Raw genomic sequence first — 12618 nt, 5'->3', positions numbered from 1 at the left:
CTACGGGTGCTGCCTCGGCGGCGCCAGCAGCCACGGACGGATCAGCTTCGTCACGAAGGGCAGCACCCAGAACGTCATGATCGGCGTGAGGACGAGGGTCGTGACCAGCACACGGGGCAGGATCGCGACGTGTGCGAACGCTGGGACGAGCCACGCCATCAAGTACGTGAACGCCAGGTTCACCGGGAAGAAGCCGAGCCAGATGCTCACCGCCTGCTTCCACCGCGGGGGAGCGCTCGAGGCCGGGGCGTCCTGCGGGACGTCGAACCAGCCCTCGATCCCGGTGCGCTTCTCGACGCGGGACTCCACGACCAGGTCGCGGCCGAGGTCGAGCCAGCGCAGGCGGTCGTCGGAGTTCTCCCACGTGGCGAGCGAGTCGTGGTCGGCGAAGCGGTAGAGCATGTGCCACTCACGGGACTGCGCCCGGGAGCGCACCCACCCGGAGCCGAGGAACCCCGGGTACCGGTTGGCGAGGTTCACGCCGGACTGCACCCAGTGGGTGACCTCGGGGATGCGGTCGGGTTCGACCAGGCGGGTGATGGACACGGTGACGGGCGGGCCGGCGGTCTCGGGTGACGACTGCAGGCTCCCAGGCTCTTGTGGAGTCATGGGTCCAGTCTCGCGGACGCGTGTTACCGGCTCGTGTCGGACGGTCCTAGCTCGCCTGCTTCTTCTCGGCGGGCGCCTTCTTGGCTGCGGGCTTCTTCGCGGGCGCCTTCTTCGCGGGTGCCTTCTTCGCCGGAGCCTTCTTCGCGGGGGCCTTCTCGGTGGTCGCCTGCTTCGCCGGGGCCTTCCGGGCCGTCGCCTTCTTCGTCGAGCCGGGCGTGCTCGAGTCGGCACCCAACGACGAACGCGAGCTGGACGACGAACGCGACCCCGAGCCTCCTGTCCGCTTCTTGTCCACGGACGCACGCAGGGCGGCCATCAGGTCGAGGACGTCACCGCCCTCGTCCTCGTCGTCCTCGTCGTCCTTCGCGCCGAACGTCTTCTCGGTGTCGATGTCGTCACCGGCGTCGAGCTTGGCGTCGATGAGCTGCTGCAGTTCCTCTTGGTAGGAGTCGGTGTAGCGGTCGGGATCGAAGTCCGTCGACATGCTCTCGACGAGCGACGACGACATCTTCAGCTCGTTCGCGCTGACCTTCACCGACGAGTCCAGCGCCGTGAAGTCGGCGGCTCGGACCTCGTCGCCCCAGAGCAGCCCCTGCAGCAGGATGACGTCGTCGTGCACGCGCAGCACCCCGAGCCGGGTCTTCTGGCGCAGCGTGAACTGCACGATCGCGAGCCGGTCGGTCTTCGCCAGGGTCTCGCGCAGCAGCACGTAGGCCTTCGGCGAGCGCGAGTCCGGCTCGAGGTAGTACGTCTTCTCGAACATCATCGGGTCGACCTGCTCGACGGGCACGAACTCGAGCACCTCGACCTCGTGCGACTGCTCCTCAGGGAGCTGCTTGAAGTCGTCCGCGGTCAGCACCACGGTCTTGTCGCCGTCGTCGTAGGCACGCTGGATGTCGGCGTACTCGACCTCGTGGCCGAACTCGCAGACGCGCTTGTAGCGGATGCGGCCCTTGTCCTCGTCGTGGACCTGGTGCAGGGACACGTCGTGGGTCTCGGTGGCCGCGTACACCTTGATGGGCACGTTGACGAGCCCGAACGCGATGGAACCCTTCCAGATCGACCTCATGCGCACATGATGCCCGTGTCCGCACGGGAGTGCCCGCAGCCGACGGGTTCTCCACAGATCCGGGTTCGCTGGACCGTCGACCGGTCGACGCGAGCACGATGGGCGCATGAGCCAGCTCGACAAGCAGGACCCGCGCTCGCAGTTCGCCAGACCGCCGTTCCCCGCGCAGACGCAGCAGGGGTCCGGGCTGGCGAGTGCGATGGACCCGCCGCCCGACCACGGTGAGGTCTCCTACCTCGGCACGGGGCGCATGCGGGGGTACCGCGTGCTCGTCACGGGCGCGGACTCCGGCATCGGCCGGGCCGCGGCGATCGCGATGGCGAAGGAAGGGGCCGACGTCGCACTGAACTCCCTGCCCGAGGAGATCGACGACCTGACCGAGGTCCGTGACGTCATCGCCGACCTCGGTCGCAACGCCGTGATGCTGCCCGGTGACCTGACGGACGAGGGCTTCTGCGACGAACTCGTCCGGACGGCGGTGCGCGACCTCGGCGGGCTGGACGCCCTCGTCCTGGTCGCCGGACACCAGCTGGTGCACGAGGACGTGACCGAGCAGTCGACCGAGGACTTCGACCGCACGATGAAGGTCAACCTCTACTCGCTGTTCTGGCTGGTCCGGGCAGCCGTGCCGCACATGGCGCCGGGCAGCGCGATCGTGACGACGAGCTCGGTGTCCGCGTACCAGCCGCAGGACCGCATGATCGACTACGCGGCGACGAAGGCCGCGATCACCACGTACACCAACGGCCTCGCGCGGCAGCTCGCGGCGAAGGGCATCCGGGCGAACACCGTGGTGCCCGGGCCGGTGTGGACGCCACTGCAGCCGATCAGCTACCCGGGCGACGAGATCGCACGGTACGGCCAGGACACCCCCTTCGGCCGGCCGGCGCAGCCCGTCGAGCTCGGCAGCGCCTACGTGTACCTGGCGGGGCCGGAGTCGTCGTACACCTCGGGCACGACCCTGACGGTGGCGGGAGCGACCGGGGTGGCGCTGTGAGTCCGGCGGCCCGCAAGACCGTCGTCCTGGTCGGCGACCGTCGGCTGGCCCTCACCAACACCGACAAGGTGCTCTACCCGGAGACCGGCACGACCAAGGGGCGCGTGATCGAGTACTACGAGCGTGTGGCGCCGTGGATGATCCCGCACGTCAAGGACCGCCCGGTGACCCGGAAGCGTTGGGCGAACGGCGTCGACGGGAAGGTCTTCTTCGAGAAGAACCTGCCGGACTCCGCCCCGGACTGGGTCCGCCACCACACCATCCACCACTCCGAGCACGACAACGAGTACCCGATCGTCGACGACCTGCCGACCCTCGTGTGGATGGCGCAGCAGGCCGCACTGGAGCTGCACGTGCCGCAGTGGCGGTTCGGCCCGCGCGGTGGGCAGCAGAACCCGGACCGGCTCGTGCTCGACCTGGACCCCGGCGAGGGCGTCGGCCTGCCCGAGTGCGTCGAGGTGGCGGTCGCGGCACGCGAGATCCTGCACGGCATGGGGCTCGACCCGTACCCGGTGACCTCCGGTTCGAAGGGGATCCACCTCTACGCCGCCCTCGACGGCCGGTCGACCACGGCGAACGTCTCCGACGTCGCGCACGAACTCGCGAAGGCACTCGAGCACGACCTGCCCGACCTGGTGCTGTCGTCGATGAGCCGGGCCGAGCGGACGGGCAAGGTGTTCGTCGACTGGTCGCAGAACAACGGCAACAAGACGACCATCGCCCCGTACTCGTTGCGCGGCCGCGAGCGGCCGACGGTCGCAGCACCCCGCACCTGGAAGGAGCTCGAGGAACGCGGGCTCGCGCAGCTCACGTTGGACGAGGTCCTCGAACGCCTGCAGGCGCACGGGGACCACCTGCACCCGGTCGCCTCCGCCTCGCTGGCCGTCGGACGCGACGACCACGGTCACTGGGACAGCGACCGGACCGAGCGTGCGAACGAGGCCGAGCAGCCGGCTCGCGACCGGCTCACCGCCTACCGCGCGAAGCGCGATGCCTCGAAGACGCCGGAACCGGTGCCCGAAGGAGCCCCCACGGTCCGGAAGGACGGCACCCCGACGTTCGTGATCCAGGAGCACCACGCCACCCGCGACCACTACGACTTCCGGCTGGAGCACGACGGCGTGCTCGTGAGCTGGGCCCTGCCGAAGGGCGAACCGAACGACCCGGGCAAGAACCACCTGGCCGTGCAGACCGAGGACCACCCGCTCGAGTACGGCGCGTTCGAGGGCACGATCCCGAAGGACGAGTACGGCGGCGGCACGGTCACGCTCTGGGACGACGGCACGTACGAGCTCGAGAAGTGGCGCGAGGGCGAAGAGGTCATCGTCACCCTGCACGGTCGGACCGGCGGCGCTCGCCGACTGGCGCTCCTGCACACCCGCGGCCGGGGCGGAGCGGGCGACGAGAAGAACTGGCTCATCCACCGCACGAAGGAGCAACCCGACCGGCTGGCGGACGCCGGCGGCGCGACGGACGCGGGGCGGGCCTCCCGTCCTTCTGCTGCGCACCGAGACGGACAGCGGCGCATCAGCGGAGCCAGCCCTGCGGACACCGCTCCGGGGGACCGACGGACCATGCAGGCCACCCTGGCGAAGGACGCACCCCGGCTGGACCCGGCCGACTGGGCGTTCGAGATGAAGTGGGACGGCGTCCGTGCGCTCGCCACCGTCCGGGACGGCTCGGTCACGCTGCGGAGCCGGAACGACAACGACCTGACGGAGCAGTACCCGGAACTCCAGGAACTCGGCGACCGTGCCGGGGTCGACGGCGTCTTCGACGGCGAGATCGTCGCGTTCGACGACCGGGGGCGCCCGAGCTTCCAGCTCCTGCAGAACCGGATGGGCCTGACGAAGGCGCGTGAGGTGCGGGCGGCGCAGCAGACGACCCCCGTGCGGTTCCTGGTCTTCGACGTGCTCGAGGCCGACGGGCACGAACTCACCCGCCTGGCGTACGACGCCCGGCGGCAAGCGCTCGAGACGGTCGTCGAGTCCGGCGGAACGATCGACGTGCCACCGGCTTCGCAGGGTGACCTCGACGGCGTGATGGCGACGTCGCAGGAGCAGGGCCTCGAAGGGGTCGTCGCGAAGAAGCGCAGTTCGAAGTACGCCGAGGGCCGGCGGTCCGAAGCCTGGCTGAAGCTGAAGCACCACGCCACGCAGGAAGTCGTGGTCGGTGGGTGGAAGCCGGGCAGTGGTCGTCGAGCGGGCGGGATCGGCTCGTTGTTGCTCGGCGTGCCCGGTCCGGACGGACTCGAGTACGTCGGCAAGGTCGGCACCGGGTTCCGTGACCGCGACCTCGACGAGATCGCCGCAGCGCTGCGACCGCTCGACCGGAAGACCTCGCCGTTCGTCGACGTGCCGCGGATCGACGCGCGGGACGCGCACTGGGTGACGCCGAAGCGGGTGGGAGAGGTCGAGTTCGCCGAGTGGACCGGTGACGGGCGCCTGCGGCAGCCGTCCTGGCGGGGCTGGCGTCCGGACAAGGACCCCGAGGACGTGGTGCGCGAGCACTGACCTGCTCGCCGGACCGGCCGCCCGGTGCCAGCTCGCGAACGCGCTGATGCGTGCGCATGGGGTCCGCCCGTGGCGAAATTCCGTCCCCCGTCCAGCACTCGGGCGGGGGACGTTTCCACCCGTCCGGCCGCCGGTCCGCCGCCGACTGTTACGTTCGCCGGGACGAAAGGGCCTGGGGATGAGCTCGAGCAAGTACCTGCCGCCGTACACGGCCGAGGAACGCGTCGCGATCAACGGGGATCGTGCCGCGCGGATCCCGGTCGATCCGGGGGCTGTGGTGATCGACACCGAAGCGACCTACGCGGACTTCCTCGCCGACGAGACCGACGAGTAGCGACCGAATCGGGGGAGAAGACGGCCCGTGCACCGGATCAGGGAGCGCACGGGCCGCCGTCGAAGCACCGTGACCGACCCTTCAGGGATGGCCGGCCACGGCGCGCTCGATCCAGGCGCGCGGAGGCGTACCTGGTAGGCACGTACTCAAGACGCGACGAACGCCCGATTCGTCACACGAGAACCCGAGATCCGCGAAGAGGAGCTGCCCCTGTCCAGCGACGAAGCCCTCGCGGCGTTGTCCGACGCGTCGCTCGTCGAGCGCAGCGCCGACGGCGACACGGCCGCGTTCGGGGTGCTGATCCGTCGGTACGGACCGCACATGCGGGCCTACGCAGCACGGATCCTCGGGTACGGCGACGGCGAGGCCGACGACGCCGTCCAGGAAGCCGCACTGCAGGCCTGGCAGCGCATCGACCGGGTCGAGGACCCGGAGCGGGTGCGCAACTGGCTCTTCCGGATCGCGGCCAACAAGGCCCTCGACCGGCTCCGCAGGCGGCACCCGCACGCCGACCTCGAAGCGATGGTCGACGCCCCGGACGAACGACCCGTCGACGAGGTGGTCGCCACCCGGATGCAGGTGCGGGAACTCGCGCGTATCGTGCAGGCACTCCCGGATGCACAGCGCGCCGTCTGGGTGATGCGCGAGGTGGGTGGGGCTCCCTACGCCGAGATCGCCGAGGCGACCGGGCTGCCCGCGCCGACCGTCCGCGGGCTGCTCGCACGTGCGCGGCGACGCGTGCTCGAACAGATGGAGGGGTGGCGATGACCGACGACGTCGACGACCGTCACGGTGCCTTCACGCTGGACGAGCTCTCCGACTACCTCGACGCCGACCGGACGCCGGTCCGGGCGGACATCGAGGGCGATCCCGAAGCCGTCGCCGCACTGGAGCGGCTGCAGGCCCTGCGGGTGGCATCACGGGACCTGCTCGACACCGCGGCATCGGTGGACGGCGACGAGCGCTGGATCAGCTCGGTGCTCGCGTCCATCCGGACGACCGCCCACGCCGGACGGGACATCCCCGTCCCCGACGACGATCCGGCCGCGCACCTGGTCGTCACCGAGGGGGCTCTGCGCGGACTCGTCCGCACCCTCGGTGACGACGTACCCGGTGTCGTCGTCCGGCGGACCCGGTTCAGCGGCGACGTCGGGGTCCCCGGCGGTGCCGTGGACGTCGACGTCACCATCGTGGCCACGCTCGAGGCATCGATGTCGGACCGTGCCGAGGCGCTCCGGGCGCACATCACGTCGGTGCTCGGCGCGCACGCACCGTTCCGGATCCGCAGCGTCGTCGTCCGCGTCGCCGACGTCGTGGTCGGGGGCACACCGTGACCGCGGACGTCCGGGTGCTCTCCCGCGAACTCACCGCGGTCGTCCTCGCGGTGCCGGGCGTCCGGTCGGTCCTGCCGCCCGGACCCGGACTCGCCACGCTCGTCCGCGACGTCCGCTCCGTGCTCGAGATCCCGCGCGACGGTGGGGCCGTGCTCGTGCAGGACCGTCCGGACGGGGCGCGGATCCGCGTGGTCGTCACGACCGACCGGGCCGTGCCGACGATCACGGTCATCCGGGCCGTGCGTGACGCCGTCGTGACCGCAGCGCGCCACTCCCTCGGGGCAGCACCCTCCGACGTCACGGTCCGCGTCGTCGAGATCGACTGACGCCGCGACCGGAGCATGCCCCGACGAACCAGTCGGCGCAGCCGGCACAGGCGGCGCGGTGGCCTCAGGCGGCCGGTGCGTTGAGCGTCAGGCGGCCGGTGCCGGTCCGTCCGACGGCTCGGCGTCGTCCGCGACGGGGAGGTCCTCGTCGACGAGCTCGTCCTCGCCGGGCTCGGACACCTCGGCCGCAGCGGCCTTGGCCTCGTCGATGGACTCCTGCGAGCGGCGGAGGAGGTCGTCGTCGTGTGCTGTCTGGTCGCTCATGCTCCAGGAGGCTACGCGGGCGTGCCTGTGTCGGCGTCCCGGCGTCCGGCCTGGCGGTGCGATCCCGAGGACAGCCCGCCCCGCTGATCGGTCCGGGGGTGGGGCGGTTCGAAGTCGACCGCTGAGGTCGGAGCCGGCGACGAGGGCATCGCCGGCGCGGCCGGTGCGCCGTACGCGTCTGCCGCATCGAGCACGGCGCGCGTCGCCGCAGCGGCCGTCCGCAGGGCGTCGCCGATCGGCATCGCCCGGTGGCCAGGGGTCCGGACCTCGACGCCCCACGGCTCGTCGAAGCCGAGCTCACGGACGGTGCGCACGAGCCCCGGCAGGTCCCACGCGCCCGCTCCGGGCAGGTACCGTGCCTCGCGCGCCTCTTCGGACAGGGTCATGCCGGCCGGGGTGTGCAGGAGCCCGTCGCTCAGTTCGACCGCCGCGAGCGTCGCGGGCGCGACCGCTTGGCGGATCGACGCCAACGTGGACCCGCCCCGCAGGGTGTGCATCGCGTCGAGCAGCAGCCCGCCGTTCGGGTGACCCGCCGCCGCGACGAACCGCGAGGCCCGTTCGATCGTCGGCAGGTTCGACCACGGCTCGGGTTCGAGGACGAGCTGCGCGCCGACGGCCGCGGCCTGGTCGGCCAGCACGGTCCAGTCGTCGGCCATCGTGAGCGGTGAAGCGCCGGGCAACGTCGTGTCGGCACGAGCGATCACCTGCCAGGCGCGGAGCGCCGCGGCGGCCTCGAGGACCACCCCGCGGTCGGCGGCGTCGTCGTCGGTCCGGCTCGTGCACGTCCACCAGCGGTCGAGCGGCCCCAGCTGCACCCAGACGATCCCCGCACCGTCGAGCATGCGGCGGAGTTCGGCGAAGCCCGTCGTCGCACGCACCTCGTGCAGGTCGTCGAGTGACAACGAGAGTCCGGCGAACCCGGCGGCACCGACCGCGTGGACGCGTTCGCGGATGGGCTCGTCGCCCGCCCACGTCCACGACGTCGCCAGCAGATCGTGTTCCATCACGGCCGTACCTCCGTCATCCCGGAGCAGCTGCAGACGCCCGTCGCGATGGTCCTGCCCCGTGTGTGCGACGCCGCGATCCCCACCTGGCGTCGCACCAGGGATACCCGGCGTGTCTGCGAGCGCTCCCAGCGGCGCGTCACACTGCGGAAACGCCGGTCAGACGATGCGGGTGCGGACCGTGCCGATGCCGGCGATCGTCCCGACGACGAGTTGTCCGCGCTCCAGGGCACCGACCCCCTCGGGCGTCCCCGTCATGAGCAGGTCCCCGGGGGCGAGCGTCACCGACCGCGACAGCGCCGCGATCGTCTCTGCCACCGACCAGATCTGCGCCGCCAGGTCACCGACCTGCCGTCGTTCGCCGTCGACGACCAACTCGATCACACCAGCCGTCGGGTCGATGCCCTGCGCCGGGACGATCGCGCCGATGGGTGCCGAGGCGTCGAACCCCTTCGCCGTGTCCCAGGGCCGACCGAGGCGCTTGGCCTCGGTCTGGAGATCGCGTCGGGTGAGGTCGATGCCCACCGCGTAGCCCCAGACGTGGGTGAGCGCGTCGTCGACGACGATGTCCGCGCCGCCGGTGCCGATCGCGACGACCAGTTCGACCTCGTGCTCGAGCTGCGCCGTCTGCGGCGGGTACGGGGTGTCCGCGTCGTCGACGACGACGGCGTCCGCCGGCTTGGTGAAGAAGAACGGCGGCTCGCGGTCCGGGTCGTGACCCATCTCGCGTGCGTGCGCCGCGTAGTTCCGACCGACGCAGAAGACGCGTCGGACGGGGAAGCGTGCGCCCGTGGTCGTGGGGACGGTCGGGAGGCTCGGGGCCGGGATGACGAGGTCGGTCACGGTCTCAGCGTGGCAGGCTCGCAGGGCGTCGGTTCAGCTCTCACCGAAGGACGCCTCGTACTTGAGCTTCCGCGCGCGGGCGCGCTCCTGCCGTTCGCGCCACTCGATCCGCATCTGCGCGAGCTCTTCTTCGGCGCCCTTGGCGCGCATGAGCGGACCGTAGTGAGGGCTCGCGAGGAGCCGTGGTGTCGTCATCTCGCGGTTGTCGAGCCATCGTTTGAACTCTTCATCAGTCAGCGTCGAGATCATCTGCGAGCACTCCTTCCTGTTGTCTCCGGGCTTCCGCTCGTGCTGCCTCGAAGTCAGCGAGCGCCGTGGACGTCCATGTGTCGTCATCAGTCGTCCAGCTCCGGGTCACCAGTGCCGCGGACATCACGGCAGCTGCCGCGCGCCTGTCCTCGTCATCCGAGGTCGCGCGGTCGGCGACCCATGACCAACGCTGCCACCAGAGATCCCGGTGCCCCAAGAACTCGGTATTTCGCCGTCCGGCCCGCCCGTCGACGACCGACACGACCAACGCGCCGACGGCCACGAGGGCTCCGACCACCGACACGACCGCACTCGTCGACGCGACATCCATGTGGACCACCCTGACGCCACAGGACCGGCCACGCGGCGGGCGTGACCGGTCCTGTGGACGGTGATCCGGGCCTCCCGGCCTGTGCAGGAGGGATCAGGCAGACGGATCCTGCGGCCACCCCGAGAACTCCCACCCGTCGACGGACGGGTGGTCCTCGCCTCGCGAGTAGGCGTACTCGCGGGCCGCGTCCCGTGCGGCGGACAGCCGGTCGAGCAACTCGGCGTGCGCGCCTGCGTCGACCCGCGTCAGGGCGTCGTGCGCCAGCGCGAAGCGGTCCATCTCGTTCCGCATGAGCATGTCGAACGGCGACGTCGTCGTGCCCCGCTCCAGGAACCCGTGCACGTGCAGGTCGTCGTGGCCGTTGCGGCGGTAGGTCAGCTGGTGCACGAGCGACGGGTACCCGTGGAACGCGAACACCGTCGGGGTCCCGGGCAGGAAGAGCTCGTCGTACCGCTCGTCGGGGATCGGGTGCTCGTGCTTCCGGGGGTCGCCGAGGGCGAGCAGGTCGACGACGTTGACGACCCGGACGCCGACCCCGGGAGCGTGCTGCCGGATGATGTCCGCGGCGGCGACCGCCTCGACCGTGGGGACGTCCCCGGCGCAGGCGAGGACGACGTCGACGCGACCGACGGTCTGCTCGGTGCCGGCCCAGTCCCAGACCCCGAGACCGGCGTCCGCGTGGGCGACGGCGTCCTCGAGGGACAGGAAGACGGGCTCGGGGTGCTTCCCGGCGACGATCACTTCGATGCGGTCGGTGGTCTCGAAGGCGTGTGCCGCGACGGCGAGCAGCGTGTTGGCGTCGGCGGGGAGCTTGATCCGGACCAGGTCCTGCTGCTTGGACGCGACGACGTCGAGGAACCCGGGGTCCTGGTGGGAGAACCCGTTGTGGTCCTGCCGCCAGACGTGCGACGACAGCAGGATCGACAGGTTCGACACGGGCGCACGCCAGTCGATGTCGGTCGAGGACTCGAGCCACTTGGCGTACTGCCCGACCATCGAGTCGATGATGTGGGCGAACGCCTCGTAGGTGTTCAGGAGCCCGTGCCGGCCGGAGAGGACGTAGCCCTCGAGCATGCCCTCCAGCAGGTGCTCGGACAGCACCTCGGTCACGCGTCCACGGGCAGCGAGGTGCTCGTCGCCGACCGCCCGTTGTGCACGCCACACGCGCGAGGTGACGTCGAAGACGGCGTCGAGCTTGTTCGAGATCGTCTCGTCCGGGCCGAAGAGCCGGAACGACGACGGGTTCTTCGTGATCAGCGCTGCGAGCCACGGGCCGAGCGTGCCGGTGGCCGAGGCCGTCGAGCCGGCCGGGACCCCGTACGCGTCGAGCGCTGGTCGGTCGAGGGCTGTCCGGATGCGCCCGCCGTTGGCGTGGGGAGTGGCGCTCATCCGGTCGTCGCCGGTGGGACGGATCGTCGTCATGATCCCGACGGGGTTCCCGTCCGCGTCGAAGAGGTCTTCGGGTCGGTAGGACCGCATCCACTCCTCGAGCTGGGCGCGGTGTGCGGAGTTCTCGCGGACCTCGGACAGCGGCACCTGGTGGGCACGGAACGTCCCCTCGATCTGCTGGCCGTCGACCTCCTTCGGCCCGGTCCACCCCTTCGGACTGCGGAGGATGATCATCGGCCAGCGCGGGCGCAGGTCGGCGGCGCCGGCAGGTTGCCCGGCAGCCGCACGTTCGGCCTGCGCCCGCGCTGCCGCCTGGATGTCGTCGATCGATGCGAGCGCTCGACGCAGGGCGCCGTCGAACAGGGCGTGCACGGCGTACGGGTCGTCGTCGACCCGCTTCGAGTCCACCACGATCGGCTCGTAGCCGAGGCCACGGAAGTAGGCGGTCAGGTCCTCACCGGGGATGCGGGCGAGGACGGTGGGGTTCGCGATCTTCCACCCGTTGAGGTTGAGGATCGGCAGCACGGCGCCGTCGGACACCGGGTCGAGGAAGGTGTGCGCCTGCCACGAACCCGCGAGCGGGCCGGTCTCCGCCTCGCCGTCGCCGACGACGCACGCCACCACCAGGTCGGGGTTGTCCAGAGCCGCTCCGTACGCGTGGGCGAGGGAGTAGCCGAGTTCGCCGCCCTCGTTGATGGACCCGGGCGTCTCCGGAGCCGCGTGCGACGGGATCCCGCCGGGGAACGAGAACTGCCGGAAGAAGCGCTGCAGGTCGTCGTCCGCGTACAGCTCGCCCCACGTGCCGTCGAGCCAGGCGTTCGCGTTCATCGCGGGGCCGCCGTGGCCCGGGCCGCAGACGTAGAGGAACTCGCGTCCGGTCTCGGCGATCAGCGCGTTGCAGTGCGCGTACACGAGGTTGAGGGCGGGCGAGGTGCCCCAGTGTCCGAGCAGCCGTGGCTTGATGTCGTCAGGCTCGATCGGCCGTCCCAACAGCGGGTTGTCGAGCAGGTAGATCTGCCCGACCGTCAGGTAGTTGGCGGCACGCCACCAGGCGTCGACCGCCCGGAGTCGGTCGGTGGTGGAGAGCTGTGCAGGAGCCATGTCCCCACGCTACGAAACGTCGGCCCCGTGAACCTCAGGAAACCCGTTCCAAACCGATCGCGGGGGTGCGCCGAATGAGTTGCACAGGGCAAAAGCCCAGGGCGCTCTCCGGTCAGACATGGCCGTTGTTCAGCGTACGCACAGGAGCATACGTCGGCCGTCGGCCGGGGTGCCCACACAGCAAAGGACAGATCACCATGCGCAAGAGCCTGAAGACCTCCATCACCCTCGCCACGACCGGCGCCCTCGTGCTCG

The 12618-nt window shown here is 71.0% G+C and carries 13 protein-coding genes; 6 read left to right on the top strand and 7 right to left on the bottom strand.

All coding sequences use genetic code 11. The features are described 5' to 3' along the window. Complete coding sequence (locus ITJ60_RS17865; RefSeq protein ID WP_194648911.1) at positions 1 to 609, bottom strand: antibiotic biosynthesis monooxygenase; 609 nt, start codon at positions 607 to 609, stop codon at positions 1 to 3. A 46-nt stretch (positions 610 to 655) separates the two neighbouring features. Beyond that, complete coding sequence (locus ITJ60_RS17860) at positions 656 to 1678, bottom strand: Ku protein (protein WP_194648910.1); 1023 nt, start codon at positions 1676 to 1678, stop codon at positions 656 to 658. Positions 1679 to 1784: 106 nt separating this feature from the next. Here ITJ60_RS17860 and ITJ60_RS17855 point away from each other — a divergent pair, with 106 nt between their 5' ends. From ITJ60_RS17855 to ITJ60_RS17830, 6 genes are all read left to right on the top strand, one after another. Beyond that, positions 1785 to 2675: an SDR family oxidoreductase gene (locus ITJ60_RS17855; RefSeq protein ID WP_123294896.1), complete on the top strand. Its 891-nt coding sequence runs from the start codon at positions 1785 to 1787 to the stop codon at positions 2673 to 2675. After that, positions 2672 to 5188 (top strand): ATP-dependent DNA ligase, encoded by a 2517-nt coding sequence (locus tag ITJ60_RS17850; protein WP_194648909.1) that lies wholly within the window; start codon positions 2672 to 2674, stop codon positions 5186 to 5188. Before ITJ60_RS17855 ends, ITJ60_RS17850 begins: the two co-directional genes overlap by 4 nt. Positions 5189 to 5366: 178 nt before the next feature. Next, on the top strand, positions 5367 to 5522 hold the full coding sequence (locus ITJ60_RS17845; protein ID WP_194648908.1) for a hypothetical protein: 156 nt from the start codon (positions 5367 to 5369) through the stop codon (positions 5520 to 5522). 237 nt (positions 5523 to 5759) lie between these two features. Beyond that, a complete protein-coding gene (locus tag ITJ60_RS17840) occupies positions 5760 to 6290 on the top strand; it encodes an RNA polymerase sigma factor (RefSeq protein WP_228510641.1) in 531 nt (176 codons plus the stop codon). Continuing rightward, entirely contained in the window at positions 6287 to 6856 is a 570-nt protein-coding gene (locus ITJ60_RS17835; protein ID WP_194648907.1) for a hypothetical protein, read from the top strand. The genes ITJ60_RS17840 and ITJ60_RS17835 overlap by 4 nt, the downstream gene beginning before the upstream one ends. Then, the gene (locus ITJ60_RS17830; RefSeq protein ID WP_194648906.1) at positions 6853 to 7182 is read left to right on the top strand and encodes a hypothetical protein; all 330 of its coding nucleotides are present in this window, start codon (positions 6853 to 6855) and stop codon (positions 7180 to 7182) included. The genes ITJ60_RS17835 and ITJ60_RS17830 overlap by 4 nt, the downstream gene beginning before the upstream one ends. A gap of 87 nt (positions 7183 to 7269) precedes the next feature. Here ITJ60_RS17830 and ITJ60_RS17825 read toward each other — a convergent pair whose 3' ends face one another. The 5 genes from ITJ60_RS17825 to ITJ60_RS17805 form a co-directional block, all read right to left on the bottom strand. Then, positions 7270 to 7446: a hypothetical protein gene (locus ITJ60_RS17825; protein WP_165901280.1), complete on the bottom strand. Its 177-nt coding sequence runs from the start codon at positions 7444 to 7446 to the stop codon at positions 7270 to 7272. Between the two features lie 11 nt (positions 7447 to 7457). Further along, positions 7458 to 8450: a sugar phosphate isomerase/epimerase family protein gene (locus tag ITJ60_RS17820; protein ID WP_194648905.1), complete on the bottom strand. Its 993-nt coding sequence runs from the start codon at positions 8448 to 8450 to the stop codon at positions 7458 to 7460. Between the two features lie 159 nt (positions 8451 to 8609). Continuing rightward, a complete protein-coding gene (locus tag ITJ60_RS17815; protein WP_194648904.1) occupies positions 8610 to 9293 on the bottom strand; it encodes a fumarylacetoacetate hydrolase family protein in 684 nt (227 codons plus the stop codon). 229 nt (positions 9294 to 9522) lie between these two features. Beyond that, on the bottom strand, positions 9523 to 9873 hold the full coding sequence (locus ITJ60_RS17810) for a hypothetical protein (RefSeq protein ID WP_194648903.1): 351 nt from the start codon (positions 9871 to 9873) through the stop codon (positions 9523 to 9525). Between the two features lie 93 nt (positions 9874 to 9966). Further along, positions 9967 to 12363, bottom strand: coding sequence for a phosphoketolase (locus ITJ60_RS17805; protein WP_194648902.1), 2397 nt, complete (start codon positions 12361 to 12363; stop codon positions 9967 to 9969). Positions 12364 to 12618 lie beyond the last annotated feature (255 nt).

Origin of the sequence: Curtobacterium sp. VKM Ac-2884 (assembly GCF_015350945.1) — a bacterium.
Classification (GTDB): Bacteria; Actinomycetota; Actinomycetes; order Actinomycetales; family Microbacteriaceae; genus Curtobacterium.
Note: the sequence above shows the minus strand (reverse complement) of the source record. Positions and strands in the feature narration are given on the sequence as shown.